Source organism: Actinoplanes sp. CA-131856, assembly GCF_050956135.1.
GTDB lineage: Bacteria > Actinomycetota > Actinomycetes > Mycobacteriales > Micromonosporaceae > Actinoplanes.
The window spans coordinates 1,552,368-1,577,759 of the sequence record NZ_CP191849.1; the positions used below are offsets into that span (position 1 = coordinate 1,552,368).

Consider the following 25,392-nt stretch of genomic DNA (forward strand, 5'->3'; position numbering starts at 1 on the left):
CAACTGCGTACCAGAAACGGCCGACATCACCCAGGGTGAGGGAAACGCCGTCCGAAATTTCCGGCCACACACCGAAAATCGGACGTCAATCGAACACTTCGGCGATCACGCGGCGGCTGTCGGCGCCACCCTGCGCGGTCGCCGCCTGCCACTTGCCGTCCGGCGCGTGCCACTCGAGATCGGCGAAACGTACCCGTTCGAGACCGGTGGCCGAGGCATGGGCGACGAGCCAGTGGGCATAGCGCCAGCCCGCGTTCACGTCGGCCACCGCCACGGTCAGTCCGGTCACCGGCCCGGCGGTCGCCGACTCGGTCAGCCCCTTGCCCCAGTCGAGCCGCAGCCCCTCGAGCAGGGCGGCCGAGGCGGCGGCGCCGCGCAGCACCGGCGATCCGCTCACCGAGCACTCCACGGCGCCGGTGGCGCGCCCGGTCAGCGCCCGGGCCAGCACGGCGGACTCGTCGGCCCACTTCTCGTACGCGTTGGGATAGGCCGAACGCTGCACCTTCTGCGCGGCGTCGGTGACCCGCATCTTCTGGTAGCCCTTGACCTTCTTGAGCGCGGTGTAGAACTTGTCGGCCGCGTATCTCGGGTCCTTGATCTTCTCGACGGTGCCCCAGCCCTGGCTGGGACGCTGCTGGAAGAGGCCGACCGAGTCGCGGTCGCCGGTGTCGAGATTCTCCAGCTTCGACTCCTGGAGCGCGGTGGCCAGCGCGATCACCACGGCCCGCTCGGGCATGCCCTTGCGCACACCCACGGCGGTGATCGTCGCGGCGTTGGCCATCTGCACGTAGTCGAGCGTGACCTCGCCGTCGGCCCGCACCACGCACTCGGGGCCGATGGTGGGCAGCTTGAGGCCGCCGGAGAACGAGCGGACGACGGCGAACACGCCGAGCGCACCGACGAGCGTGACCACCGCCAGCGCCGCCACGACCGGTGTCCTGCGCACCCACACCCCCAAGGTTGTTCAGGCAACAAGAGTAGTCAACGAGATCACCCCTACCTGGTCACTGGGACCCAGGCGGCGTCGCGCTTCTCGCGGAAGGCGGCGACGCCCTCGCGGCCCTCGGCCGACCGGAAGTATCCCGCCGAACGCTGGGAAAGTTCTGCGAGCTCCTCACGGACGCTTTCATGAGGCGTACGGCGGAGAAGTTGTTTGGCGCCCGCGAGGGCGAGTGGCCCGCCGCGCACGAGGCTGGCGCAGTACCGCGCGACGAGCTCGTCGAGCTCCTCGGCCGTGGTGATCGCGGTGACGAGGCCGATGTCCCGGGCCCGGAACCCGTCGAAGACGTCGCCGGTGAGATAGAGCTCGGCGGCCGCGCGAGGGGCCAGGCGGGGGAGCACGGTCGCGCTGATCACGGCCGGGATGACGCCGAGACGTACCTCGGAGAAGGCGAAGGTCGCCTCGTCGGTGCAGACGGCGATGTCGGCCGCGGCGATCAGGCCGAGCCCGCCGGCCCGGGCCGGTCCGCCGACGCGCGCGACCACGGGCTTGGGGAACTCCCAGAGCGCGGCCAGGACGTCGGCCAGCAGCTCGGCCGGAACGCGGCCGGTCTCGCGGGCCTCGGCGGTCTCCTTGAGGTCGGCGCCCGAGCAGAACACGGGGCCGGTGTGTGAGAGGACGACGGCCCGGACCGAGGCGTCGGTCAGGGCCTCGGCCAGCGCGTCCAGGAGTTCGCGCATGAGCGGGGTGGAGAGTGCGTTGCGGTTCGCCGGGCTGTCCAGGGTCATGGTGGTCACCCCGGCGTCGGTGACGGTACGGACCAGAGCCATGGCGGCACCCTAACGGGCGGCGTGCACACTTGACGGATGGCCGGCGCACTTCCCGATGGTTCACCCGTTCCCTCCGACGGGTCGCTTCCCGCTTCCGCGACGGGCGCCGTCGGCAAAAACGGATTTGCCGTGTACGTCCACGTGCCGTTCTGCGCGTCTCGATGCGGTTACTGCGATTTCAACACCTATACCGCCTCCGAGCTCGGAGGCGGCGCCAGCCGTGATTCGTACGCCTCGACGGTTCTGCGGGAGCTGAAGCTCGCCGCCGCCGTGATAAAACCCGAAAAAGTGGACACGGTGTTCTTCGGTGGCGGCACGCCGACGTTGTTGAGCGCCGATGATCTCGGGCGGATTCTGGCCGGGATCGACGAGACGTGGGGCTTGGCCGGCGACGCCGAGATCACCACGGAGGCAAATCCTGAATCTGTCGACTTGTCGTATCTGCGGACGCTCCGGCGGCACGGCTTCAACCGGATCTCGCTGGGCATGCAGTCGGCGGCGCCGGGAGTGCTGCGGATCCTGGACCGCAAGCACACGGCGGGACGCGCGCCGCAGGCCGCCCGGGAGGCCCGGGAGGCGGGGTTCGAACACGTCAACCTCGACCTGATCTACGGCACGCCGGGAGAAACGGCCGAGGACTTCGACGCGTCGCTGCGGGCGGTGATCGACGCGGGCGTCGACCACGTCAGCGCGTACTCGCTGATCGTCGAGGACGGCACCCGGATGGCGGCCCGCATGCGGCGCGGCGAGATCCCGTACCCCTCGGACGACGTCGCCGCCGACCGCTACCTGGCGGCCGAGCGGGCCCTGAGCGACGCGGGCTTCGCGTGGTACGAGGTGTCGAACTGGGCCACCTCGGACGAGGCCCGCTGCCGGCACAACCTGCTCTACTGGACCGGCGCCGACTGGTGGGGTCTCGGGCCGGGCGCGCACAGCCACGTCGGCGGGGTGCGCTGGTGGAACGTCAAGCACCCCACGACGTACGCGCAAAGGCTTGACGAAGGTGTCTCTCCCGGTCAGGCGCGTGAGCTGCTGACCGGCGAGGACCGGCACGTCGAGGACGTCATGCTGCGGGTGCGGCTGCGCGAGGGGATCGGCCTCGACCGGGTCGACCAGGTGGGCGCGAAGCAGGCGCTGGCCAACGGGCTGCTCGACGCGCAGGCGTACGAGAAAGGCCGTTTGGAACTGACCCTGCGTGGCCGTCTGCTGGCCGACGCCGTGATCCGCGACGTCGTGTGATGCTGTGAAGCGCCGGGCCCCCGTGCCCGGCCCGGCTACTTGATGAGTTTCAAGGACATCGGATAGTCGTACGGCTCGTTGTTGCTGGCCTTCACGCCGGCGATGATGCCGAAGATGATGGCGATCAGCGCGGCCGCCGCGATGATGATGAAGCCGATGCCGATGCACGACGTCACCCAGCCGATCAGGGTGGCGATGGCCCAGGTGATCTGGAAGTTGAGCGCCTTGACCGACTCGGCGCGCACCGACGGCGACTGGTTGCCCTTGGCCAGCAGCGAGATCAGCGGCGCGATCCAGCCGGAGAGACCACCGCCCAGGAAGGCACCCGCGGCGCCGCCGAAGTGGGCGACCAGGATCCACGTGCGGTCGTCCTGCGTGGGACCGCCGTAGCCCTGATAGCCGGGCTGATAGCCGGGCGGGGGCTGCTGCTGATAGCCGGGCGGAGGGCCGTATCCCGGAGGCGGCGTGTAGGGCGGCGGTGTCGATCCGGAAGTCGGGTCGTTAGCCGCATAAGGGTTGAACGGCCTGGTGGGGTCATTCGGGTTCGGCTCACCGGGCGGGCGGGGCGGTTCAGTCATGGCTGACACGGTAGGGCCGCACTTCAACGCGGTCGAGGGCGACATGCTGATCAGGTGGATGAATAGACAGTGCACTCGATCATCGCGCTGCCGTCCACGGCGACGTAGACTGGCACTCTGTCATCCGGAGTGCCAAGCCATGGGGGAGGGGTCATATGAGTCTCGATGACCGCAAGCTCGAAGTGCTTCGCGCGATCGTCGAGGACTACGTCGAGACCCAGGAGCCCGTCGGCAGCAAGGCGCTGGTCGAGCGCCACCAGCTGGGCGTCTCCCCGGCCACCGTGCGTAACGACATGGCGGTGCTCGAGGAGGAGGGCTACATCCGGCAGCCGCACACCAGTGCCGGCCGGGTGCCCACCGACGCCGGCTACCGGCTGTTCGTCGACCGCCTCTCCAAGGTCAAGGCGCTGAGCCCGGCCGAGCGGCGGGCCATCGAGCGGTTCCTCATCGGCGCGGTCGACCTCGACGACGTGGTGCACCGCACGGTGCGCCTGCTCGCGCAGCTCACCCGCCAGGTCGCCGTGGTGCAGTACCCGTCGCTGGCCCGCTCCTCGGTGCGTCACCTCGAGCTGGTGCCGATCTCCACCACGCGCCTCATGCTCGTGATGATCGCCGACACCGGCCGCGTCGAGCAGCGCCTGGTCGAGCTGCCCGGCCCGGTGCCGGCCGAGGACGTCACCGACCTGCGCCGCCGTGTGAACGAGAAACTCGCCGGCAAGAAGCTCGCCGAGACCCCGCCGCTGGTGCAGGGCTTGGTCGACGACTGCGCGCCGGAGAGCCGGGCCACGATGGCGTGCCTCGCCTCGGTGCTCCTCGAGACATTGGTCGAGCGCAGTGAGGAACGCCTCGCGTTGGCGGGTACGGCTAACCTGACAAGAGGGGGCGTGCTGGACTTCCAGGGCACCCTCCGGCCGGTCCTCGAAGCCCTCGAGGAAGAGGTCATCCTGCTGAAGCTGATCGGCGATCTGGAACCGAGCACCACCAGGGTCCGGATCGGCGACGAGAACGAGATCGACAACCTGCGGTCGGCGTCCGTGGTCAGCACGGGGTACGGCCCCGGTGCGACGATCGTCGGTGGGCTCGGTGTGCTCGGCCCCACCCGGATGGACTACCCCGGCACCATCGCGACCGTGCGCGCGGTGGCACGCTACGTGGGCGACCTTCTAGCACAAAATTGACGAGGATTGCGGAGCCCGTGGCCAAGGACTACTACGGCATTCTCGGCGTGAGCCGGGAAGCCACCGACGACGAGATCAAGCGCGCCTACCGCAAACTGGCTCGGCAGTACCATCCGGACGTCAACCCGGACCCGGAAGCGCACGAGAAGTTCAAGGACATCAACGCGGCGTACGAGGTCCTGTCCGACGACCAGAAACGCCAGATCGTCGACCTGGGCGGCGACCCGCTCGCGCCCGGCGGCGGCATGGGCCCCGGTGGCCCGGGCGGAGCCGGCGGCCCGTTCGTCGGTTTCCAGGACATCATGGACGCCTTCTTCGGCACGGCGGCCGGTGGCGGCGGCCGTGGGCCGCGCCCGCGTACCCGTCCCGGGGCCGACGCGATCCTGCGGCTCGAGCTCGACCTGAACGAGACGGCCTTCGGGGTCGAGGCCCCGATCACGGTCGACACGGCGGTGCTGTGCACGCAGTGCTCGGGAGCGGGCACGGCGCCGGGCACCCACCTGGCGACCTGTGAGACCTGCGCCGGCCGGGGCGAGGTGCAGAGCGTGCAGAGGACGTTCCTGGGCCAGGTGGTCTCGTCGCGCCCCTGCGCCACCTGCCAGGGTCACGGCACGGTCATCCCGCACCCGTGCCCGACCTGCGCCGGCGACGGCCGCGTGCGCACCCGCCGCTCGCTGACGGTGAAGATCCCGGCCGGCGTCGAGGACGGCATGCGCATCCGCCTGGCCCAGCAGGGCGAGGTCGGCCCCGGCGGCGGCACCCCCGGCGACCTGTACGTGGAGATCCACGAGCGCCCGCACGACGTCTACTCCCGCAAGGGCGACGACCTGCACTGCCGCGTGACGCTGCCGATGACGGCGGCCGCCCTGGGCACCCGCCTCACGATCAAGACCCTGGACAGCGAAGAGGGCATCGAGGTTAAATCGGGCACGCAGCCGGCCAGCACGCTGCGCATCCGGGGCAAGGGCGTGCCCCACTTGCGAGGTCAGGGCCGGGGCGACCTGTTCGTGCACCTCGACGTCAAGACCCCGACCAAGCTGACCGCCGACCAGGAGCGCATGCTGCGCGACTTCGCCAAGACCCGCGGCGAGGACGTGGCCGAGCTGAGCAAGCAGGGCGGCTTCTTCAGCCGCATGCGGGACGCTTTCAACGGCCATTAGTTCTTGTCGTAGCGGGGCGGTGGGTACAGGCCGCCGCTCCCGCCGAGGGCTCGGGCGGGGCGGGCAGGGCGCTCACCCCACTCGAGCGGCGTGCGCTCGAGAAACCTGATGCTCGAGAAACCCGATGTCAGCCTGATACGCGGGTGCTTGCCCGGTCCAGGAGCAGCGGGATCAGTTCGGCTCGCCAGGTGTCCAGGTGGATGGCGCCACTGGAGAGGCCGCCGTGGGCGAACTCGTCACGGACCACCCACTCGGTGGTCTCGGACGCCAGGTTGACGCTGACGAGCCGATCGAACTCGGCGTAGAGCAGCCGCTCGATCTCATTGAGCGAGGGCGGCAGGTAGGTGGTGGCCAGGCGCTCGGCCATGGCCCGCCACACCCACGGGTCGCCGCGGAGACCCCAGCGCGGAGGCTCGGGGTCGAAGAGTTCTGACACCACCTTCATGAATTTCACTCATACCCGCCGATGGCCCCGATCAAGCGGCGGCGTGCACAGTCTGCACACGTGACCAGCTCATCCGCCGTCGCCGCGCCAGCCCGCGCCGCCAGCCAGCCCGCCCGCGCGGCCGACCAGCCCGCCCGCGCGGCCGACCAGCCCGCCCGCTTGCGCCGCCGGCCAGCCCACCCGCTCACGCCGCCGGCCAGCCCACCCGCCCGTGCCGCCGGCCAGCCCGCCCGCGCCGCTGGCTCAGCCCGCTCGCGCCGCCGGCTCAGCCCGTTGTTGCCGGCTCGGGCTGTGGCTGCCGGCCTCAGGACGTGGTCGTCGTGGCGGGTACGGCGACCGTGGTCGTGGGGACCGCGGCGAGCCGGGCGTAGTCGGCGCTGATCTCGGCCGCCGTGCGCAGCAGGTGGGGCAGGTGTTTCTCGACCAGGGTCTCCACCGACGTCTCGGCCGCGTGCACGGTCACGTTGATCGCCGCGATCACCTGGCCGTTGCCGTCCCGGACCCCCGTGGCGACCGACCGTATCCCGGGCGCCAGATCCTGGTCGGCCAGCGCCCAGCCCCGCGCCCGCACCTCCTGCAGCGCCGTCATGAAGGCGTCGAGGGTGGGCCGGTAGCGCGCGACGATGCCGGACCGTGAGTGCTCGGCCAGGATGTCCGGCACGAACCGGGGCTCCTTCGCGGCGAGCAGCACCTTGCCCATCGAGGTCGCGGGGGCCGGGAACCGGGTGCCGATCGAGACCGCCAGCGTCACGATCTTCGGCACCGCGACCCGGGCCACGTAGACGATGTCGCAGCCGTCCAGCTGCGCCATCGACGTGGACTCGCCGGTGGTGGCGACCAGCTCCTCCATATGCGGGCGGGCCACCTCCCAGAGGTTCAGCGAGTTCACGTACGCCATACCGAGCTCGAGCACACGCGGGGTCAGCGCGAACCCGCGGCCCTCGCTGCGCGCGTAGCCGAGCGCCTCCAGCGTGAGCAGGATGCGGCGGACCGTGGGCCGGGCCAGGCCGGTCTCGGCCGCGATGTCGCTCAGCGTCATCGACGGCTGACCCGGGCGGAAGGAGCGCAGGACGTCGAGGCCGCGCGCGAGCGCCTCGATGAAGTCAGGCCCCGGGCCCCTTCCGGTATCGGTCATCTCTTAATGCTTCCACTGCGCCGAACCGGCGTCCCACTCGGTGTACTGGTACGGGTTCTCGCGGATCGCCGTCTCGGGCACGTCGGGGTTCATCCCTCGCCGCCAGGCCTCCTCGCCCATCGTCTCGCGCAGGTAGTCGACGGTCGCCTCGACCTTGGCCCGGGCCGCCGCCAGGTCGACGCCGACGAGCCGGCCGTCCTGTTTCACGACCCGGCCGCCGACCATCACGGTGTGCACGTCGCCGCGCTGGGCCTGGAAGGCGACGTGCCCGTACGGGTGGAGCACCGGGAACATCACCGGCGAGGCGTCGTTCTTGATCAACACGATGTCGGCCTGCCGCCCCGGGGTGAGCGCGCCGACCTGCGAGTCCATGCCCAGCGCGCGGGCGCCGCCACGGGTCGCCCACTCGACGACGTGCTCGGCCCGCAGGTGGGCGTGGGTCACCGTCTCCTGCTTGGAGTGGGCCTCGAGGTGCTCACGCGAGCGGTCGGCGCCGAGCGTGGTGCGCATCGCCGAGAACAGGTCGCCGCTCCACCAGACGCTGGTGTCCATCGACAGCGAGACCGGGATGTCGTGGTGGCGCAGCTGATAGGTGGGCGGGTAACCCTGGCCGGCGCTCTGCTCGCTCTCGGTGGAGACCGAGACGGAGCCGCCGGTGGCGGCGATCCGGTTGTACGAATCGTGGGTGAGGGTGGCGGCATGGACGTACACATTGCTCGGGCCCATGAAGCCGTTCTCGTGCATGAGCCGGATGCCGTCGTCGTTCGTGGCGCCCCAGACCCCGGCGTGCGTGGTCACGGCGACGCCGAGCTCGCGGGCGACCTCGAACGCGGCTTTCTCGGGGAAGGCCGGATCGCCGGTGACGTCGAAGGCCATCTGGAAGCCGGCCAGCTTGCCGCCGTCGACGCGCCGGCGATGGAAGTCGCGGAACGCGTCGGAGGTGGCCCACTCCCACGGCCCCTGCTGGATGTTTCCGTAGGCCAGGACGAACCGGCCGGGCACGGCCTCGAGCGCGTCGACCGCGGCGTCGGCGTGGTCCGCGGTCTGCAGGCCATGAGACCAGTCCACGGTGGTGGTCACGCCGGCGTCGATCGCCTCGATGGCGGCGAGCAGGTTGCCGGCGTGGATGTCCTCGGGGCGGAAGAGCTTGCCCGACTCCAGGTAGTACCAGACGAAGTACTGCGTGAGGGTCCAGTCGGCGCCGTAGCCCCGCATGGCGGTCTGCCACATGTGCCGATGGGTGTCGATCATGCCCGGCATGATCACGCCGCCGGTGGCGTCGATCTCGAGGGCACCCTCGGGCGCGGTGAGGCCGGTGCCGACCTCGGCTATGCGGCCGTCGACAACGAGCACGTCGGCGCCGGGGAGAACGGTGTGTGAGTCGTCCATGGTCAGAACCAGGCCGTTGCGCAGGATGGTCGGCCGGTTGTCAGTGCTCATCGCAGCTCCTCTCGGACGCTCGTCCGCCACGCGGACAACGAGTTCGCGCCAGTCTTCTCCCGGCCTCTTCGCGGTGTCAATGGTTTGTTTCGAGCAGATCAACAAGGCGTTGACAGCATGCAGATCTTGGTCAAGGCTGGTCCGGCGGACAGATGTCCGCAGAACGGCGGTTGGGATCGATGGGACCATTGAACGGCTTGCTGGTGGCGGATTTTTCGCGGATCCTCGCCGGGCCTTATGCGACGATGCTGCTGGCCGACCTCGGCGCGCAGGTGATCAAGGTGGAGGGCCCGGGCGGCGACGACACACGCACGTGGATGCCGCCCACCCGCGACGGCGTTTCGACGTACTACCTGGGCATCAACCGCAACAAGCGCTCGATCGCCCTCGACCTCAAGGATCCGGACGATCTGGCCGCCGCGCGTGAGCTCGCCCGCCGCGCCGACGTCATGATCCAGAACTTCCGGCCCGGCGGCCTGGCCCGCTTCGGCCTCGACTACGAGTCCGTCGCCGCGGCCAATCCCGCGATCGTCTACGCGAGCATCAGCGGCTTCGGGCCGGGCGCCGGCGCCGACCTTCCGGGATACGACCTGATGATCCAGGCCATCTCCGGTCTGATGAGCCTCACCGGCGACCCTGAGGGCCCGGCCTACCGCGCCGGCATCTCGGTCTTCGACGTGATGGCCGGCATGCACGCGAACATCGGCATCCTGGCCGCCCTGCACCATCGCGCCGAGAGCGGGCGGGGCCAGCACATCGAGGTCAACCTGCTCAGCTCGGCTCTTTCCGGCCTGGTCAACCACTCCAGTGGGTACGTCGCCGGCGGCACCGTGCCCTATCGGATGGGCAACGCACACCCGAGCCTCTTCCCGTACGAGCCACTGCCCACCGCCGACGGCGAGTTGATCGTCATCGCCGGAAACGACGGGCAGTTCCGCAAGCTGTGCCAGGTGCTCGGCCTGCCCGACCTGCCGTCCGACCCGCGCTTCGGCCGCAACCAGGACCGTACGGCCCACCGTGCCGACCTGCGCCCGCTGCTCGTCGAGCGGCTGATGACCAGGACCAAAGACGAGTGGTTCCGCGATCTGATCGCGGCCGGCGTGCCGTGCGCGCCGATCAACACGATCGACGGCGGGGTGGCCATGGCCGAGGAGCTCGGGCTCGACCCGGTCGTCACCGTGGGCGACGTGCCCGGCGTCCGCAACCCCATCACCTTCTCCGGGACCCCGGCGCGGTACGAGCTGCCGCCCCCCGGCCTGGACGAGCACGGCGAGGAGATCCGCAAGTGGCTGAGGAGCTGACCTTTCCGACCGGCATCGGCACGTCCACGCCGACGAGCATCTCGCTGCTGGGCCAGGACCTCGCCGCCGACCTGATGGGCAAGGTCGGCTTCGGCGAGCTCGCCTACTGGCTGGTCGCCGGCCGACGGCCTACGCCGGGTGAGGTGCGGGTCTTCGAGGCGGTGCTCGTGGCGCTCGCCGACCACGGCTTCACCCCGACCGCGATCGCCGCGCGCCTCACGTACCTCTCGGCCCCGGAATCGTTGCAGGGCGCCCTCGCCGCCGGTCTTCTCGGCGGCGGCTCCCGGTTCCTCGGGGTGACCGAGGACTGCGGCCGCTTCCTCGCCGACACGCTGATCGAGGCGGGGACCGAGCGCGACTACGACGTCATCGCGCTGGAAGCCGTGCGCCGGGCCAAAGAGGAGGGCCGCTACGTCCCGGGGCTCGGCCATCCGGTGCACAAGGACGAGGATCCGCGTACGCCCGTGCTGATCGCGATCGCCGAGGCGGAGGGACTGCGCGGCCCGCATCTGCGCCTGTTCGAGGCCATCGGGCGGGTCCACCCCCAGGTGCTCGGGCGCAAGCTGCCGCTCAACGGCGCCGGGGTGTGCGGCGCCGCCCTCGCCGATCTGGGACTGCCCACCGATCTGCTGCGGGGCTTCGCCCTGCTGGCCCGGGCTGCCGGGCTGCTCGGGCACCTCGCCGAGGAGCGCCGCCGGCCGCTCGGCATGGAGATTTACAAAACCGTCGACCGCAACGCCGTCTACGAACCCCGAGAGGACTGACTATGGCCAGCATCGTCGCGGTCATCGCCTCCACCCACCACCCGTTCTACTACAAGGCCAGCACGGCGACGGGCGAGGACAGGCCGCCCTTCGCCGACGAGTGGACCCGCAAGATCCTGGCGTTCCGCGAGACCCTCACTCGCGCCAACCCGGATGTGCTGGTCATGGTCGGCTCCGACCATTTCCATCAGCTGTGGCTCGACAACATGCCGCAGTTCCTGGTCGGCAAGGCGCCCTTCTACGACGCGAACTGGTACAACGAGGAGCGCGAGTTCGGCCTGCCGCGCATGCTGCTCGAGGGCCAGGAAGATCTTTCGTCGCACGTGCTGAGGGCCGGTCTCGACGCCGGTTTCGACCTGGCGTTCAGCAACGAGCTGCGGATCGACCACAGCATCACGTGCCCGATCATCACGCTGCGCCCCGAGGCCGACCTGCCGATCGTGCCGATCTACACCAACATCTTCGCGCCGCCGCTGCCGCAGCCCTCGCGCTTCGTCAAGCTGGGTGAGACGATCCGGCAGATCGTCGAGCAGTGGCCCTCCGATTTGCGGGTCGCGATCATCGGCACCGGTCATCTGTCCCTTGAGCTGGGCGGGCCGCGGCAGTTCGGGCCGCACGGTCCCGATCCGGAGTTCGACCGGCGGGCGGTCGAGTGGATCGCCAGCGGTGACCTCGACAACTGCCTGCGCGAGGTGACGCTGGAAAGCCTGCACTCGCCCGGCAACGCCACCCACGGGTTCATGGACTTCATGCTGATGATGGGCGTGGCCGGGGCGGGCGCGAAGGCCGATCATGTCGACACGCTCGACCTGTTCCACACCATGGAGGCCTACTTCACCTGGTATCCGAACGGAGTTCCGGCGTGAGCAAATACCTGCTGAACAAGTTCCTGTACACAGTGGATCGCGATCCGGAGCTGGTGGAGCGCTATCGGGACGAGCCTCGCGAGATGGTGACCTGGTGGGAGGCCGAGCGGGCCAACTCGGTGCTCAACTGCCACACCGGCGAGGCGAGCACGTGGCTGCGCTTCTCCGACGCTGAGCGCGAGGCGCTCATCGCGCACGATCACGTGCGGCTCTTCGAGCTGGGTGCGCATCCGTTCCTCACGCTGACCTTGTTCATCGCGATGTTCGAGCGGGACAACACCGAGCCGCTGGAATATCAGAAGGCGTTCGGGATGCGCCTGGCCCACTTCGCGCTGCCGTACCCGGACATCGCGACATGATCCGCGCGGCCGTGCTGACCGTGTGCGGGTCGCCGCCGGCAGTGGCCGAACGGCCCGCGCCGCCGCCCGGCGACGGCCTCGTGCCGATCACGGTGGCGGCCGCGCCGATCACGCCGCTCGACCTGCTCTGCGCCTCGGGCACCAGCTACTTCGGCGCGCCGGCGACGCCGTACGTGCCGGGCGTGCAGGGTGTCGGGCATCGCGAGGACGGGGCGCCGGTCTGGTTCGCCACTCCGGCCGGCATGCGGCCCGGCGACGGCAGCATGGCCGCCCGGGTCGCGGTTCCCCTGGACGACGTCGTGGAGCTTCCGCCCGAGGCGCCCCTGCCGGTGGTCGCGGCGCTGGGGTTGTCGGCGGTGGCGGCGCACTCGGCGTTGGTCCGCTCGGGCGAGCTGGCCGCCGGTGAGCAGGTGGTCGTGCTCGGTGCCGGGGGAGTGGTGGGGCAGGCCGCGATTCAGCTGGCGTTGCTGGCCGGTGCGCGCCGGGTCGTCGCGGTGGCACGGTCGGAATCCGCGCGCGAACGGGCCTTGGAGCTCGGCGCGTCGGCGGCGGTGCCGTTCACGCAGGGCGACGATGTGTCCACTGTGGCTGCTGCCATGCGGGAAGCTGCTGACGGGCCGGTCGATCTCGTGCTCGATCCGGTCTTCGGGGTGCCGGCCGCGGCCGCGCTGCGGGTGCTGCGTCCCGGCGGCCGCCTGGTCAACCTGGGTGGTGCGGCCGGCGCGGAGGCGCCGTTCGAGTCGGCCGTTCTGCGCGGTGGCTCGTTGCGGATCATCGGATACACCAACAACGCGCTGTCTGCCGCCGAGCGGGCCGAGTCACTGCGCGCGGTCGCCGGCCACGCGGTGGCCGGGCGGCTCGTCGTCGATCACGAGGTGGTCCCGTTCGAGTCCGTGGCCGAGGCCTGGCAGCGGCAGGCGAAGGGGGAGGCGCGTGGCCGCATAGTGCTGGCGTTCTGAGATCTCCGCATGTCGATCATCGGTTGGGGGAACTGCATCTCTCGCGGCCGTCGCTGTCCGCTTCCCCTCCGGTGTCCCGGCCTGGGCGGCGCGCGCGATGCAGCTTTCGCGGCCGTCGTCGTCCGACTTCCCGGTGTTCCGGTCTGGGCGGCGCGCCACGTCTCCCGTCGCCCGGCCGTTCGGGGCCGGCCGTTCCGGGGCGCCCTCGATCCCCGTCTCCCGGATCGAGCGAAGGGTGAGGTGCCGCCACACCTCACCCGACCGATCCGGGAGGCGGCCGGGCCGCCAGGCGAACGCCGCCAGGGCTTGCGCCGCCAGGGCGTGCGCCGCCAGGGCGTGCGCCGCCAGGGCGTGCGCCGCCAGGGCGTGCGCCGCCAGGGCTTGCGCCGCCAGGGCTTGCGCCGCCAGGGCTTGCGCCGCCAGGGCTTGCGCCGCCAGGGCGTGCGCGGTCGAGCGCCGTCTGCGCTGGGCTGATCTGTCACCGCGGTGCGTTGGCCGTTGAGCGGCACACGTGGGTGTTGGGTCTGTCGAGGCCGTGGGGTGGGCCGGTCGGTGCTGTGTGGCTGTGGCGGTCGATGGGTTCTGTGTGGCGGCTACAGCGGTTCGATCGTCAACGTGGCCAAGTGGGACGGGTCGGCGATGGCTTCCATGGCGGTGATGTGGCCGGCGTCGAAGGTGAGCAGGACGGCGATGCGGGTTGTGCCGCCGGGGGCGACGGCGATGCCTACGGTGCCGTTGATGAGGGCGGTGACGGCGGACGCGGCTCGGCCGGAGAAGAACTGGGCCACGAGGGTTGAGCCCTCTGTCTCGGCGGGGGCGCCCAGGCGGCGGCCGGCTTCGTCCACTCGGAGGCGGACGTCGGGGTCGAGCAGGCTCAGGAGCTTGACGAAATCGCCGGCTCGCGACGCGGCCAGGAAGGCGTCGACGAGGTCACGCCGGACCGAGTGCGATGTCGAGGAGGGTCGGGCTGGCGTCGATGTTGAGGAGGGTCGGGCTGGCGGCGGTGTCGAGGAGGGTCGGGCCGGCGTCGACGTTGAGGAAGGCCGCGCTGGGGGCGGTGTCGAGGACGGCGAGGCTGGCGGCGATGTTGAGGAGGGCGGGGCCGGGGGCGATGACTGGGAGGGCCGGGCCTCGGTAGGTGCGGTGGGGGACTGGACGCGGCGGCGGGCTCGGCTGGCCAGCTGGCGGGCGGCCTCGGGGGAGCGGCCGACTATGGGGGCGATCTCGTCGAACGGCACGGCGAAGAGGTCGTGCAGGACGAAAGCCAGGCGTTCTACGGGTGAGAGTGTTTCCAGCACGACCATCAAGGCCAAGCCCACCGAATCGGCCAGCAATGTCTCCTGTTCGGGGGTGGTTGTTGTGGGCGGTTCGGTCTCGTACGTGTCCTCACGGCGTGTGTTGCGGGAGCGCTGCATGTCCAGGCAGACCCGGCCTACCACCGTGGTCAGCCACGCGTCCACATTGTTGATCGTGTCGGGAGCGGTGCGGTTCAGGCGTAGCCAGGCCTCCTGGACGGCGTCCTCCGCCTCGGCGGGGGAGCCGAGCATGCGGTGGGCCACCGCTCGCAAACGTGGGCGGTTGGCCTCGAAGCGCTCTAGCACGTCCATTTCTCGGTGCCTCCCTGACGACGATCGTGGCGGGCCTGGGGACTGATGTATGTGGCGCGCGCCACATCGGTCACACAGTGGGGTTCCGGTCCGTCGACCTGCCGACGGATGAGAACGCGCGGATGTGACGCGTTCCTGGCTGGTCGGAGGAGAAAACCATGCAGGCACGGCTCGAGAACCCGGCGGAACTGCTTCCGGACGCGGTCAAGGCGATCAACCTGCTGTACAAGGCGGCGCACTCGGCCGGCGTGCCCGGCAGCACTTTGGAGCTCGTACATCTGCGGGCCAGCCAGATCAACGGCTGCGGGCCCTGTGTCGACTCCGGAGCGCGGGCGGCCCGCAAAAACGGCGAGACGGACGAACGGCTCTTCGCGATCGCCGTGTGGCGCGAGACGCCGTACTTCACCGATGCCGAAAGAGCCGCGCTCGCCCTGGCCGAAGCGGCGACACGGCTGGCCGACCGGGCCGACGCCGTGCCGGACGACATCTGGGACGAGGCGGCCAAGCACTTCGATGACAGCGGGCTGGCGGCGATCGTGTTGTGGATCGCCACCACGAACCTGTTCAACCGCATCAACGTGACGACGCGGCAGCAGGCGCCGCAGAACTGGTGACGATCGGCCGTTCGGCCATAGAACGGAACGTGGCTACGGGACTAGCATTCCGTCATGACGGGGAGCGATGTCCCCCGCGGCGTTCGGGTGATCACGCTGTTGGCCTGGCTCATGGTGCCGGCCGGAGTGCTGCTGGTGTCCGCCGGCGTGCTCGACCTGACGTGGTGGGCGTCCGGCGACGCGGCGCGGCTGACCGCGGTCATGACCGAGATCAAGGATGAGTACGGGGTCAACCAGCCCGCGCTCCTGCGGAACGGCGACGGAGCGGTCACCTTGATCGTTCTGGGGATCGCCGCCATGACGTACGGAATGCTGGCCCCGATGATCCGTCGTGGCCGGAGATGGGCGCGCAGTTGGGCGCTCGGGGTGGGGTTCGCGTTCTTCCTGATCGCGATGATGGGCATCGGGGCCGACGCGAGTCAGCCGAGCTACCTGCGGGACTACTACGAGACGTTGACGTGGACCACGCAGACCGAGCGGATCGCCGAGATCAAGCCGTTGCTCTACCCGGCCTGGTACCAGTGGTTCGAGGACTTCGCGCAAGGGCTGGGCGCGCTGGCCGCTCTGGCCGTCGTGGTCGGACTGTGCTGGGCGGCGGTGGCGCACGCGGACCACTTCGCCGGGTTCCGCCCCGGCCGCCCCGGCGCTGCCGGTGATCAACCGGACGAGTGGGACGCCGCGCTGGCCCGCATCCGCAAGAGTGGCGGCATCGACGCCGTCCGGGACGACGAGAAGCGCGGCGGCTCGGCCGGGCTGAGCGGCGGTGGCGGCGCGACCGCGGGCGCGTCGGCCGGGCTGAGCGGCGGTGGCGGCGCGACCGCGGGCGCCTCGGCCGGGCTGAACGGCGGCCGTGGCAGCGGCGACTCGATCAGCGGCGGCTCGATCAGCGGCGGCTCAATCAGCGGCGGCTCGATCAGCGGAGGCGGTGCGGTCGGATACGACGACGACATCGACCGGCTCTACCGCCGGCCGCCCAGAAAGAACGGCACCGACACAGGTGACGGGGAACGGCCGGCCGAGCCCGACGTTCGGTAGCGTGCGGGAGTGTCTGCGCCGCTCTTCCTGGTTGATGCCCTGCCGCCCGGGGCCTTCTGCACGCTCGACGGGCCCGAAGGGCACCACGCCGCCACCGTGCAGCGTCTGCGCGTCGGTGAGTCGCTGATCCTCGCCGACGGGCGGGGTGGGAGCGTGACCGGGCGGGTGACCGCTGTCGGCAAGGGCAGCGTCGACGTCGAGGTCGTCGAGCGGGAGCTGGTGCCCGCGCCCGATCCGCGCCTGGTCGTCGTGCAGGGCATCGCCAAGGGCGACCGCGGTGAGCTGGCCGTGCAGGCGATGACCGAGATCGGCGTCGACGAGATCCTGCCGTGGGCGGCGTCCCGGTCGGTGGCCCAGTGGCGTGGCGATCGCGGCTTCAAGTCACGTGACCGCTGGGCCGCTACCGCCCGCGAGGCGGCCAAGCAGGCCCGCCGCGCCTGGCTTCCCGAGGTCGGCGGCGATCCGGACTGCTCGACCAAACAGATCACCGCCCGGCTCTCCGAGGCGGCCGCGGCTTTCGTCCTGCACGAGGAGGCCACCGAGCGTCTCACCACAGCGGACCTGCCCCGGCAGGGGGAGATCGTTCTGGTGGTCGGCCCCGAGGGTGGCATCAGCGACGCCGAGCGCGACACCTTCGTACAGGCCGGGGCCGTTGCCGTTCGTCTCGGGCGTGAGGTGTTGCGGACGTCGACGGCCGGCGTCGCGGCCCTCTCGGTCCTCTCGGTGCGCCTTCAGCGCTGGTAGGGCGCGGTCAAAGCGCGGCGGCGCTCCAGGCCCGGAAGAGCGATGTGCGCGTCCAGGCCCGAACCGGTGGAGACCTGGTGCGAGATCTTGGCGCCCAGGCGGCGGATCACCAGGCGGCGCAGGCCCTTGGCGCGGATCTCGCCGCCGAACGGGGCGCCCAGGCGGCGGAGCAGGCGGCTCTGGCGGGCCAGGGCCGGCTCGATGTCGGCGAACGGCACGTGCAGGGCCATCGTCGAGGGCGAACCGAGGTACGCGAACGGCGCCGAGCCGGCCATCGGGACGAAGGGAACGCCCAGGAGGGCCAGGTTGCGGTGGGCTCGGTGGTCGAGGAGGGCGACCAGATGCCGTACGCCCGCGCGGTGTCCCGCCTTGAGGAAGGTGCGATAGAGCAGGGAGCTCACCATCAGGCCCGACTTTCCGCCCCGATAGGCGGGCAGCACGCCGACGGTGGCGAAGTCCCAGATCCGTCCGTCGTGCATCTGGTGCGCGGCGACGATCTCGGAGAGGTCCTTGCCGATCAGGTCGGGCGCCTCGTCGAGCGTCTTGCCGCCGCCGTCGATCACGCGCCCGGCGCCCGCCGGCATGCCGGTGCGGCGGTCGAGGACCAGAAAGAAAAGGCTGCTTTCCTCGTACGGGCCGTACTCGGCGGCCATCTCGTCGGCGTCGTTGCCGAACGTCTGCTCGAACACCTGCCGCTCGACCGTGCGGGCCACCCCGGCCAGCGGGTCGGACGGGCCGACGGCCAGGGCGACGAAGCGGCCGGCGGAGGGGTGCGCGTCCAGGGCGGCGGCGGAGAGCAGGCTGACCTCGGAGAACGAGAGCGAGTAGGACATCAGAAGCCCTTCGCGACGATCTCGGTGGTGCGGAAGTACTCGGCCGTGAACGCCACGACCTTCTCGGGGTCGAAGGCCTTGCAGGTGTAGATGTCGACGCTGAAGAACGAGACCGGGCGCTCCCACGAGTAGAAGTGCGCCCCGGAGGTCTCCCAGTGGATCCAGCCGGCCCATCCGTAGAGGTCGCTGCAGTGGGTCACCGGCTCGATCAGCGTGATCATGTCGGTCACGACCGAGAGCTTCGACAGATAGTCCTTGATGTGCTCGGCGGTGATCACATACGTCGGGTAACCCTCCACGACCAGTCGCTGACGGTGAATCATCGGCGCGAGGTCACGGTACGTGGCGTCGGCGTGCAGGACGGGGAGCGTCATGGGAGCGTTCCTTACGGGTGAATCGGACCAACCAGGCGTCTCCCACTATAGGCTGAAATTACGGAGAGTGAAAGCGGCTCTCATCACACAGAGTCACAACTTCGCCGAACATGAAGGTGATCATGAAACGGAGAGTGGGTTAGGTTAGCCTTCCGTCATGGTTCTGACGCGCGCTGCTACATCCGCGCGCTCAGCAACCCGGCACGGCCCAGTGATCGCCCGAGCCGCGAGCGGCAACCGGCTGGCGTCCTCCGGTGCCCTGTGCGCCGCCGTTGGTTCCCGAGCGCTTTCTCAGCGCGGTGTGGGGGGTGGCCGCTTTCGTGGGCGCTCCGCTCTTGATCTGGTGGATCCGCCGGGCCAAGGTCGGTACCCGATGAACGTGGATCAAGCCGGCCGGCGCCGGCATCCGGTGAGCGCCGCACACGATCGGCGAGCGTCGTGGGCGGATCAATCTGGCCGGCGTGCGGCGGGCGCGGATGACGCCGGCCGGCGCACGGCGGACGCGGATCGGCCCGGCCGTGGACGGCGCACGCCGAGTCACGGTCGCGGAGGGCGCGCGGTCGGTGTGGGCGAGGCCGGTTGGGGTGTGGCGACTCTGGATCCGCCGGGTGGGGCCGGGCCTCGATGAGTGTTGATTTCGGGCGCCGCACGAATGTGCTGCGGCCGATCGCCGCGGCGCGCCTTCGTGCCGGGCCGGGCGTCGGTGGGCGGGACCTATTTCGTGTGGATGCTGCCGTGGCAGGGGAGGAAGCAGTGAGTCTCGCGGCTCATGACGGCCGGAAGACGATCAGCGGGCAGGTGGGCCGGACGCTGATCGGGCGGGGCACCACGGAACTGGTCGACAGGCAGTCCGGGCGGCAGCAGCCGTGAACATTCTGTGGCGGGCGCTCGTCCGCAATAGGGGCAAGGTCTCACTGGGCACCTTTCTCATCGGCGTGCACCAGGCCTGCGAGGCGCTGGTGCCGATCCTCATCGGGGTGATCGTCGACCGGGCGGTGGCCACCCGTGACCTGGGTCAGCTGGTGCTCTGGGTGGGCGTGCTGGCCGTACTCTTCCTGGCCCTCACCACGGCCTATCGCATGGGCGCGCGCCTTCTCATGCGGGCCATCGCCGACGAGGCCCATCTGCTGCGGCTGGAGGTCGCGGCGAAGGTCCTCGACCCGCGGACCGAGGTGCGCACCGGTGACGTGCTGACGATCTCGACGACCGACGCGGACACCACCTCCTATCTGCTGGACTATCTGCCGCGCCTTTTCGGCGCGCTGGTCGCCACGGCCATTTCCGCGGTCGGGCTCTGCCTCATCTCCGTACGGCTGGGACTGGTTGTACTTATAGGGACACCTCTGGTGCTTCTGGCGTTGCAAAGGGCGGCGCCCCGAATCACCAAGCGCGTCGCGGCCCGGCAGGAAGTGGCCGGTCGGGCGGCGTCGCTGGCGACGGACCTGGTTACCGGATTGCGGCCTTTGCGGGGAATCGGGGCTCAGGAGGCGGCGGCCCATCGCTATCGCGAGGTGAGCGGGGAGTCACTGGAGGCGACGCTGCGGGCGGCGCGGACGATGGGGCGCTTCCAGGCCGCCTCTTCGACGGTGAGCACGCTGCTGGCCTGCGGGATCGCGATTCTGGCGGGCTGGTTCGCGCTCAGCGGGCGGATCACTCCGGGTGAGCTGGTGACCGTGATCGGGCTGGCGGCGTTCCTGGGCGAGCCGTTCGGGACGCTGTCGGCGGCGCCCGGGTGGATCGCGTCGTCGCGGGCCTCGGCCGAGCGGATCGCGTCGGTTCTCTCCGTTTCGCCGGAAAGTCCACCCCCAGGTCAAATTCCCATTCCTTCTGTACGGGGTGGGGAGTGCGTCGGCGTGGTGGCCGAGTCGGACGCGGCCGCTCTCGTCGAGCTCTTCGACGACGGTTCACCGGACGTGCTGGTCGCGCCGCATCATCCCGAGCTGTTCTCCGGCACGATCCGCCAGAACCTCATCAATCCCGAGAAGTCAGGCCTGGTGGAGGTGCTCGGGGCGTCGGCGGCGGACGACGTCGTGGCGGCCCATCCCGACGGACTGGATCACGCCATCGCGGACCGGGGCGCGGCGCTGAGCGGCGGCCAGCGGCAGCGGCTGGCGCTGGCCCGAGCGCTGCTGGCCGAGCCGAAACTGCTGGTCTTGCACGAGCCGACAACGGCCGTGGACGCGGTCACCGAGCACGCGATCGCGCGGGGGATCCGGGACCTGCGCCACCGGCCGGGCTCGACGCTGGGCACGCTCCTGGTCACGACGAGCCCAGCGCTGCTGGCCGTGACCGACCGCGTGGTCGTCCTGCGGGACGGCGAGGTGGTCGCCACCGGCACACACGCGTCGCTCGCAGCCACTGACGAGACCTACCGCGCGGCGGTGCTCCGATGAGCGATCTTTCCCTGCCGGTGGCGTCGACGCGGGAGACGTGGAACTGGCTCTGCCGGCAGCTTCGGGAGCGTAAGGGGCAGCTGGCGGTCACGGTGGCCGTCGGGTTGATCGCGGCCGGGGCCTCCGTGGTTCCGGTCACCGCGCTGGGGCGGCTGGTCGATCTCGTACGGGACGACGCCTCGCACACCAGCCTCGTGCCCATCGCCGTGATCGTCGTCGTGGCCGCCCTCGTCGGTGGCATCGCGGCCGGGGCCACCACCACCCTCGTGAGCCGGCTCGGGGAGCGGATCCTGGCCCGGCTGCGGGAGGAGACCGTCGGGGTCGCCCTGCGCCTGCCGGGGCAGACCCTCGACCGGGCCGGGCGCGGCGACCTTCTCTCCCGGGTCGGCGCCGATGTCGCCGCCGTCGGCAACGCCGCCGGTGAGGTGCTTCCCACCGTCATCTCGGCGCTGTTGCTCGGCGTGCTCAGCCTGGCCGCCATGTTCGGGCTGGACTGGCGGCTCGGCGTGGCCGGGCTCGCGGCCGTACCCTCCTATCTTCTTGCTCTTCGCTGGTATCTGCCCCGGTCGGCGCCGATCTACGCGGCCGAGCGCTCGGCCATCGGCGCCCGCTCGCAGCTGCTCATGGAGAGCCTTCAGGGTGTGCGCACCGTGCACGCCTATCGCCTGGAACGCCGTCACCTGAACGCGATCGACGACGCCTCGGCCCGGGCCCGCGACCTGTCCGTCGGCGTCTTCACGCTCTTCACCCGTTTCGTCGGGCGGATCAACCGGGCCGAGCTGCTCGGCCTGGCCACGATCCTCACGGCCGGTTTCTGGTTCGTGCGGGAGGGCTGGGTCACCGTCGGTGAGACCGCGGCCGCCGCCGTGCTGTTCCACCGGCTCTTCAACCCGATCTCGATGATCCTGTTCACCTTCGACGAGATCCAGGCGGCCGGGGCCGGGCTGGCCCGGCTGGTCGGTGTCGGCACGCTGCCGGTAGCGCCGGCCGGCACCGCGCCGCTGCGGACGGCCGAGCTGACCCTGGACAACGTCACCTTCGGTTACGACGACCGGGTGAAGGTGCTCGACGGGATAAGCCTGCGGGTCGCGCCCGGTGAACGGGTGGCGCTGGTCGGCTCCACCGGCGCCGGCAAGACGACGGTCGCCTCCATCGCGGCCGGCATCCTGCGGCCCTCGGAGGGCACGGCCGCCGTCGGCGGGGTGCCGGTCGACCAGCTCGCGCCCGGCATCGTGGCGATCATCAGCCAGGAGACGCACGTCTTCGCCGGGCCGCTGATCGAGGACCTGCGGCTGGCCGCCCCGTACGCCGACCGGGAGGAGGCCGAGGCCGCCCTCGAACGGGTCGGCGCCCTCGACTGGGCCCGCGCCCTGCCCGACGGCCTGGACACCATGGTCGGCGAGGGCGGCCACCCGCTGACCGCGGCCCAGGGCCAGCAGCTGGCTCTGGCCCGGCTCGTGCTGCTCGACCCGGCGGTGGCCGTGCTCGACGAGGCGACCGCCGAGGCCGGCAGCGCCGGCGCCCGGGAGCTGGAGGAGTCGGCGCTGTGCGCCACCAAGGGCCGGACGACCCTGCTGGTGGCCCACCGGCTCACCCAGGCCGCCGGGGCCGACCGGATCATCGTGCTCGAGCACGGCTCGGTGCTGGAGGAGGGCACCCACGACGACCTGGTCGCGGCCGGCGGCCGCTACGCCACGCTGTGGTCGGCCTGGCAGAGTCGCGGCTGACTTCGCTCATGCCCGCCGGGCCGGAGCCGATGGTGGGGCCATGAAGCTGTCCTTCAAGCTGGATGACGCGGGCATGGCGAGCTGGCGGCCGGCCGACGACCCGGTCGTGCTGGTGGCCGACGACGACGAGGACGTCCGCGACCTGATGACGTTCAAGCTCGAACGGGCCGGCTTCCGGGTGATCGCCGCCGACAACGGCGCGACCGCCCTCGACATGGTCCGCGCGAGCCGCCCGGACGCGGTCATCCTCGACATCGACATGCCGGGCCTGGACGGCCTCACCGTCTGCCACCAGCTGCGCGCCTCGGCCGCGACGAACGGCATCCCGGTGCTCATGGTCAGCGGCCGTGCCCGCGACCTCGACGTGGACTTCGGTTTCCACGTCGGGGCCGGGGACTACGTGGTGAAGCCGTTCAAGCCGGACGACCTGCTACGCCGCCTGCGCCTGCTGCTCCTGGGCGGAAACTAGATCGTCAGAGTGGCGGTCACCTGGGGCGCGTCGACCGCGCTGGCCGCGATGATCCGGTACTCGCCGGGCACCCGCTTCCAGCCGCCGTCCCAGATCTCGAAGACGCGCGGGCGCAGCGGGATCCGCACGGTCACCGTCTCCTCCGGGTGCGCCTCCACGTTCTCGAAGCCGGCCAGCCAGCGCTCCGGACGGTTCGGGTCGACCGGCGACGGCCCCACGTAGATCTGCACCACTTCCCGGCCGGTCCGCGCTCCCGTGTTGGTCAGGGTCACGACCGCCTCGCTCTCGTTGACGGCCATTTCCTCGTACCGCCAAGAGGTGTAACCCAGACCGTGACCGAAGGCGTAGAGCGGCGCCACGCCCGAGCGCAACCAACCCCGATAACCCACAAAGACGCCTTCGTCGTACGTCACCACGCCGTCCCGCGGCTCGACGGCCAGCACCGGGCAGTCCTGCTCCTCGCGCGGCCAGGTGGTGGGCAGGCGCCCGCCCGGCTCGGCCACCCCGAGCAGCACGTCGGCCAGGGCGGCGCCCGCCTCCTGACCCGGGAACCAGGTGAGCAGCACCGCCGCCGCCTCCTCGGCCCACGGCATCAGCACCGGCGAGCCGGCGTTGACCACCACGATCGTGCGGGGATTGGCCGCGGCGACCCGGGACACCAGCTCGTCCTGCCGGCCCGGCAGCGCCAGCGACGCCCGGTCGAAGCCCTCCGACTCGACCTGCTCGGTCGTGCCGACCACGACCACCGCCACGTCGGCGCCGGCGGCCAGGCGCACCGCCTCCTCGATCATCCCGTCCTCGTCCGGGGCCGGCGGGCGGTGGCCCAGCGTCGTGGCGACCGAGTGGGCCAGGCCCCGCTCCAATGTCTGGCGGAGCACGACCGGCACCGGCACGCCCGCTTCCAGCTCGACCGTGACCCGCTGCTCGCGCGGCGACAGGAGGAGGTCGGCCCGGCCCGTGCCCGGCGGGTGCAGCGAACCGTCGTACAGAACCTTGGTGTTGACCGAAAGCTCGAACGTGCCGAAGCCGGACACGGCGAAGGTGTGCTCGCCCGCGACGTCCGGGACGAAGGTGGCCTCGAGCACGATGGACTCGACGTCCTGGGGATCGAGACCGCCGGGCAGCGAGCCGATCCAGCGGACGGCGGCCGGGTTGACCGTGAACGAGTGGGTGCCGACGGTGACCCGGGTGTCCGACCACTGCGGACCGTGCGCGGCCGGGAGGAACGGGCGGGGGTCGGCGCCGATCGCGTATTCGACGTCCACTCCGGACAGGGCGCGGGACAGGCCGTCGAGCGGGGAGATCGTGTGCGGTGGTGACACCTGGGCGCTGCCGCCGCCGAGCACCCGGGCGTCCATGGCCAGGGCCCCGATCACCGCGACCTTCGTCAGTGCCGCGGCTTCCAGGGGGAGGGTGTAGTTCTCGTTCCTGACCAGTACGAACGAGCGCGCCGCGACTTCGTGCGCCGTTTTGTCTCCATCATATTTTTCCGTATTTGTCGGATTTGCGCCCAACGCGCCCACCCGCTGCGCGAGGCGCAGAACCCGGCGGACCTTGTCATCGATGATTTCCTGGGGCACCGCGCCGTTTTCGACCGCTGCGACCAATTTGTCGCCCCAGGGGTTCTCCAGCGCCGGCATCGCGATGTCCAGGCCGCCCAGAGCCGCGCCGACGGTCTCGCGGGCCGCCCGCCAGTCGGAGACGACGACGCCGTCGAAACCCCATTCATCCTTGAGTACGCCCTGCTGGAGCGGGCCGTTCGAGGCCATCGGCAGGCCGTTGACGCCGTTGTAGGCGCTCATCACGCCCCAGCCGCCGGCCTTCACCACGTGCTCGAACGGCGCCAGGTAGATCTCGCGCAGCGCCCGCTCGGGGATCCGGACGTCGACCTCCATCCGGTCCGTCTCGAAGTCGTTGCCCACCAGGTGCTTGACCGTGGTGCCGACGCCCTCGCCCTGCACGCCGCGCACGAAGCCGGCCGCGATCTCGCCGCTGAGCAGCGGATCCTCCGAGTAGCACTCGAAGTGCCGGCCGTTCAGCGGGGTGCGCTGCATGTTGACCGTCGGGCCCAGCAGCACGTGCACGCCCTTGCGCCGCGACTCCAGCCCCAGCAGCCGGCCCGCCCGCTCGGCCAGCTCGACGTCCCAGGCCGCGGCCAGCGCGGTCGGGCTCGGCAGCGCGATCGACGGGTCGTCCGGGGCCCAGCCCACGCCGCGCACGCCGATCGGCCCGTCCGACATCACCAGCGAGCGCAGTCCGATCCGCTCGATCGCCGGCAGCGACCAGAAGTCCTGCCCGGCCAGCAGCGACACCTTCTCCTCGAGGGTCAACTGCCCGAGCAGCTGCTCGACATCGTCCATGGAAGCGCTCCCATCCCTGTGGTTCACGCGTGTGAGCTTAAG

At 70.9% G+C, this 25,392-nt stretch carries 25 protein-coding genes; 15 read left to right on the forward strand and 10 right to left on the reverse strand.

All coding sequences use genetic code 11. The features are described 5' to 3' along the window. Window positions 1-85: 85 nt before the first annotated feature. Together ACQP2X_RS07440 and ACQP2X_RS07445 are read right to left on the reverse strand one after the other, a co-directional pair. Window positions 86-952: a hypothetical protein gene (locus ACQP2X_RS07440; protein WP_498695271.1), complete on the reverse strand. Its 867-nt coding sequence runs from the start codon at window positions 950-952 to the stop codon at window positions 86-88. Window positions 953-996: 44 nt separating this feature from the next. Further along, complete coding sequence (locus tag ACQP2X_RS07445; protein WP_498695272.1) at window positions 997-1,770, reverse strand: enoyl-CoA hydratase-related protein; 774 nt, start codon at window positions 1,768-1,770, stop codon at window positions 997-999. 36 nt (window positions 1,771-1,806) lie between these two features. Here ACQP2X_RS07445 and hemW point away from each other — a divergent pair, with 36 nt between their 5' ends. Beyond that, complete coding sequence (gene hemW / locus ACQP2X_RS07450; RefSeq protein ID WP_498695273.1) at window positions 1,807-3,009, forward strand: radical SAM family heme chaperone HemW; 1,203 nt, start codon at window positions 1,807-1,809, stop codon at window positions 3,007-3,009. A gap of 35 nt (window positions 3,010-3,044) precedes the next feature. Here hemW and ACQP2X_RS07455 read toward each other — a convergent pair whose 3' ends face one another. Further along, on the reverse strand, window positions 3,045-3,587 hold the full coding sequence (locus ACQP2X_RS07455; RefSeq protein WP_498695274.1) for a DUF4870 domain-containing protein: 543 nt from the start codon (window positions 3,585-3,587) through the stop codon (window positions 3,045-3,047). Window positions 3,588-3,742: 155 nt separating this feature from the next. On the opposite strand from ACQP2X_RS07455, the gene hrcA reads away from it, so the two are divergent. Further along, window positions 3,743-4,765, forward strand: a complete 1,023-nt coding sequence (gene hrcA / locus ACQP2X_RS07460; protein ID WP_498695275.1) for a heat-inducible transcriptional repressor HrcA — start codon at window positions 3,743-3,745, stop codon at window positions 4,763-4,765. Window positions 4,766-4,782: 17 nt separating this feature from the next. Beyond that, the gene (gene dnaJ / locus ACQP2X_RS07465; protein WP_097320270.1) at window positions 4,783-5,925 is read left to right on the forward strand and encodes a molecular chaperone DnaJ; all 1,143 of its coding nucleotides are present in this window, start codon (window positions 4,783-4,785) and stop codon (window positions 5,923-5,925) included. A 127-nt stretch (window positions 5,926-6,052) separates the two neighbouring features. Here the strand turns inward: dnaJ and ACQP2X_RS07470 are convergent, their stop codons facing one another. The 3 genes from ACQP2X_RS07470 to ACQP2X_RS07480 form a co-directional block, all read right to left on the reverse strand. Next, window positions 6,053-6,364, reverse strand: coding sequence for a hypothetical protein (locus ACQP2X_RS07470; RefSeq protein ID WP_498695278.1), 312 nt, complete (start codon window positions 6,362-6,364; stop codon window positions 6,053-6,055). 310 nt (window positions 6,365-6,674) lie between these two features. After that, window positions 6,675-7,505, reverse strand: a complete 831-nt coding sequence (locus ACQP2X_RS07475) for an IclR family transcriptional regulator domain-containing protein (protein ID WP_498695279.1) — start codon at window positions 7,503-7,505, stop codon at window positions 6,675-6,677. 3 nt (window positions 7,506-7,508) lie between these two features. Then, a complete protein-coding gene (locus ACQP2X_RS07480; RefSeq protein ID WP_498695280.1) occupies window positions 7,509-8,945 on the reverse strand; it encodes an amidohydrolase family protein in 1,437 nt (478 codons plus the stop codon). 179 nt (window positions 8,946-9,124) lie between these two features. Here ACQP2X_RS07480 and ACQP2X_RS07485 point away from each other — a divergent pair, with 179 nt between their 5' ends. The 6 genes from ACQP2X_RS07485 (at window position 9,125) to ACQP2X_RS07510 (ending at window position 13,696) form a co-directional block, all read left to right on the forward strand. Continuing rightward, the gene (locus ACQP2X_RS07485) at window positions 9,125-10,246 is read left to right on the forward strand and encodes a CaiB/BaiF CoA transferase family protein (RefSeq protein WP_498695281.1); all 1,122 of its coding nucleotides are present in this window, start codon (window positions 9,125-9,127) and stop codon (window positions 10,244-10,246) included. Beyond that, a complete protein-coding gene (locus ACQP2X_RS07490; RefSeq protein WP_498695282.1) occupies window positions 10,231-11,010 on the forward strand; it encodes a citryl-CoA lyase in 780 nt (259 codons plus the stop codon). Before ACQP2X_RS07485 ends, ACQP2X_RS07490 begins: the two co-directional genes overlap by 16 nt. 2 nt (window positions 11,011-11,012) lie before the next feature. Continuing rightward, window positions 11,013-11,876, forward strand: coding sequence for a DODA-type extradiol aromatic ring-opening family dioxygenase (locus ACQP2X_RS07495; RefSeq protein WP_498695283.1), 864 nt, complete (start codon window positions 11,013-11,015; stop codon window positions 11,874-11,876). Continuing rightward, window positions 11,873-12,235, forward strand: a complete 363-nt coding sequence (locus ACQP2X_RS07500; RefSeq protein ID WP_498695284.1) for a hypothetical protein — start codon at window positions 11,873-11,875, stop codon at window positions 12,233-12,235. The genes ACQP2X_RS07495 and ACQP2X_RS07500 overlap by 4 nt, the downstream gene beginning before the upstream one ends. Continuing rightward, window positions 12,232-13,194: a quinone oxidoreductase family protein gene (locus ACQP2X_RS07505; RefSeq protein WP_498695285.1), complete on the forward strand. Its 963-nt coding sequence runs from the start codon at window positions 12,232-12,234 to the stop codon at window positions 13,192-13,194. Before ACQP2X_RS07500 ends, ACQP2X_RS07505 begins: the two co-directional genes overlap by 4 nt. A gap of 97 nt (window positions 13,195-13,291) precedes the next feature. After that, window positions 13,292-13,696, forward strand: coding sequence for a Cys-every-fifth RiPP peptide CefA (locus ACQP2X_RS07510; RefSeq protein WP_498695287.1), 405 nt, complete (start codon window positions 13,292-13,294; stop codon window positions 13,694-13,696). Between the two features lie 91 nt (window positions 13,697-13,787). Here ACQP2X_RS07510 and ACQP2X_RS07515 read toward each other — a convergent pair whose 3' ends face one another. Then, window positions 13,788-14,801, reverse strand: a complete 1,014-nt coding sequence (locus ACQP2X_RS07515; protein ID WP_498695289.1) for a sigma-70 family RNA polymerase sigma factor — start codon at window positions 14,799-14,801, stop codon at window positions 13,788-13,790. A 158-nt stretch (window positions 14,802-14,959) separates the two neighbouring features. On the opposite strand from ACQP2X_RS07515, the gene ACQP2X_RS07520 reads away from it, so the two are divergent. Genes ACQP2X_RS07520 through ACQP2X_RS07530 form a run of 3 tightly spaced genes read left to right on the forward strand, consistent with a single transcriptional unit; the run spans window position 14,960 to window position 17,194 of the window. Continuing rightward, window positions 14,960-15,415, forward strand: coding sequence for a carboxymuconolactone decarboxylase family protein (locus tag ACQP2X_RS07520; protein ID WP_498695290.1), 456 nt, complete (start codon window positions 14,960-14,962; stop codon window positions 15,413-15,415). Between the two features lie 54 nt (window positions 15,416-15,469). Then, a complete protein-coding gene (locus ACQP2X_RS07525) occupies window positions 15,470-16,450 on the forward strand; it encodes a hypothetical protein (RefSeq protein WP_498695291.1) in 981 nt (326 codons plus the stop codon). A gap of 9 nt (window positions 16,451-16,459) precedes the next feature. After that, on the forward strand, window positions 16,460-17,194 hold the full coding sequence (locus ACQP2X_RS07530; protein ID WP_498695292.1) for a 16S rRNA (uracil(1498)-N(3))-methyltransferase: 735 nt from the start codon (window positions 16,460-16,462) through the stop codon (window positions 17,192-17,194). Here ACQP2X_RS07530 and ACQP2X_RS07535 read toward each other — a convergent pair. After that, window positions 17,182-18,027 carry a hypothetical protein gene (locus ACQP2X_RS07535; RefSeq protein WP_498695293.1) on the reverse strand — a complete coding sequence of 282 codons (846 nt, stop codon included), beginning with the start codon at window positions 18,025-18,027 and terminating at the stop codon, window positions 17,182-17,184. The two genes, ACQP2X_RS07530 and ACQP2X_RS07535, sit on opposite strands and share 13 nt — an antisense overlap. Beyond that, entirely contained in the window at window positions 18,027-18,401 is a 375-nt protein-coding gene (locus ACQP2X_RS07540) for an S-adenosylmethionine decarboxylase (RefSeq protein WP_498657698.1), read from the reverse strand. The genes ACQP2X_RS07535 and ACQP2X_RS07540 overlap by 1 nt, the downstream gene beginning before the upstream one ends. A gap of 866 nt (window positions 18,402-19,267) precedes the next feature. Between ACQP2X_RS07540 and ACQP2X_RS07545 the strand changes: the two genes are divergently transcribed. Genes ACQP2X_RS07545 through ACQP2X_RS07555 form a run of 3 tightly spaced genes read left to right on the forward strand, consistent with a single transcriptional unit; the run spans window position 19,268 to window position 22,990 of the window. Then, on the forward strand, window positions 19,268-20,794 hold the full coding sequence (locus ACQP2X_RS07545; protein ID WP_498695294.1) for an ABC transporter transmembrane domain-containing protein: 1,527 nt from the start codon (window positions 19,268-19,270) through the stop codon (window positions 20,792-20,794). Further along, window positions 20,791-22,521 (forward strand): ABC transporter ATP-binding protein, encoded by a 1,731-nt coding sequence (locus ACQP2X_RS07550; protein ID WP_498695297.1) that lies wholly within the window; start codon window positions 20,791-20,793, stop codon window positions 22,519-22,521. Before ACQP2X_RS07545 ends, ACQP2X_RS07550 begins: the two co-directional genes overlap by 4 nt. A gap of 40 nt (window positions 22,522-22,561) precedes the next feature. Then, window positions 22,562-22,990, forward strand: coding sequence for a response regulator (locus ACQP2X_RS07555; RefSeq protein WP_498695298.1), 429 nt, complete (start codon window positions 22,562-22,564; stop codon window positions 22,988-22,990). On the opposite strand, the gene ACQP2X_RS07560 is transcribed toward ACQP2X_RS07555, so the two are convergent. Next, window positions 22,987-25,350 carry a glycoside hydrolase family 3 protein gene (locus ACQP2X_RS07560; protein ID WP_498695299.1) on the reverse strand — a complete coding sequence of 788 codons (2,364 nt, stop codon included), beginning with the start codon at window positions 25,348-25,350 and terminating at the stop codon, window positions 22,987-22,989. The genes ACQP2X_RS07555 and ACQP2X_RS07560 overlap by 4 nt on opposite strands. Between the last annotated feature and the right edge of the window lie 42 nt (window positions 25,351-25,392).

Excerpts from the sequence above, each read along its gene's own strand:
- ACQP2X_RS07495 (WP_498695283.1), top strand. The coding sequence starts at position 11,013 with ATGGCCAGCATCGTCGCGGTCATCGCCTCCACCCACCACCCGTTCTAC.
- ACQP2X_RS07520 (WP_498695290.1), top strand. The coding sequence starts at position 14,960 with ATGCAGGCACGGCTCGAGAACCCGGCGGAACTGCTTCCGGACGCGGTC.
- ACQP2X_RS07485 (WP_498695281.1), top strand. The coding sequence starts at position 9,125 with ATGGGACCATTGAACGGCTTGCTGGTGGCGGATTTTTCGCGGATCCTC.
- ACQP2X_RS07445 (WP_498695272.1), bottom strand. The coding sequence starts at position 1,770 with ATGGCTCTGGTCCGTACCGTCACCGACGCCGGGGTGACCACCATGACC.
- ACQP2X_RS07540 (WP_498657698.1), bottom strand. The coding sequence starts at position 18,401 with ATGACGCTCCCCGTCCTGCACGCCGACGCCACGTACCGTGACCTCGCG.
- ACQP2X_RS07525 (WP_498695291.1), top strand. The coding sequence starts at position 15,470 with ATGACGGGGAGCGATGTCCCCCGCGGCGTTCGGGTGATCACGCTGTTG.
- ACQP2X_RS07550 (WP_498695297.1), top strand. The coding sequence starts at position 20,791 with ATGAGCGATCTTTCCCTGCCGGTGGCGTCGACGCGGGAGACGTGGAAC.
- ACQP2X_RS07505 (WP_498695285.1), top strand. The coding sequence starts at position 12,232 with ATGATCCGCGCGGCCGTGCTGACCGTGTGCGGGTCGCCGCCGGCAGTG.
- ACQP2X_RS07535 (WP_498695293.1), bottom strand. The coding sequence starts at position 18,027 with ATGTCCTACTCGCTCTCGTTCTCCGAGGTCAGCCTGCTCTCCGCCGCC.
- ACQP2X_RS07480 (WP_498695280.1), bottom strand. The coding sequence starts at position 8,945 with ATGAGCACTGACAACCGGCCGACCATCCTGCGCAACGGCCTGGTTCTG.
- ACQP2X_RS07515 (WP_498695289.1), bottom strand. The coding sequence starts at position 14,801 with ATGGACGTGCTAGAGCGCTTCGAGGCCAACCGCCCACGTTTGCGAGCG.
- hrcA (WP_498695275.1), top strand. The coding sequence starts at position 3,743 with ATGAGTCTCGATGACCGCAAGCTCGAAGTGCTTCGCGCGATCGTCGAG.
- ACQP2X_RS07475 (WP_498695279.1), bottom strand. The coding sequence starts at position 7,505 with ATGACCGATACCGGAAGGGGCCCGGGGCCTGACTTCATCGAGGCGCTC.
- hemW (WP_498695273.1), top strand. The coding sequence starts at position 1,807 with ATGGCCGGCGCACTTCCCGATGGTTCACCCGTTCCCTCCGACGGGTCG.
- ACQP2X_RS07560 (WP_498695299.1), bottom strand. The coding sequence starts at position 25,350 with ATGGACGATGTCGAGCAGCTGCTCGGGCAGTTGACCCTCGAGGAGAAG.
- ACQP2X_RS07555 (WP_498695298.1), top strand. The coding sequence starts at position 22,562 with ATGAAGCTGTCCTTCAAGCTGGATGACGCGGGCATGGCGAGCTGGCGG.
- ACQP2X_RS07510 (WP_498695287.1), top strand. The coding sequence starts at position 13,292 with ATGCAGCTTTCGCGGCCGTCGTCGTCCGACTTCCCGGTGTTCCGGTCT.
- ACQP2X_RS07455 (WP_498695274.1), bottom strand. The coding sequence starts at position 3,587 with ATGACTGAACCGCCCCGCCCGCCCGGTGAGCCGAACCCGAATGACCCC.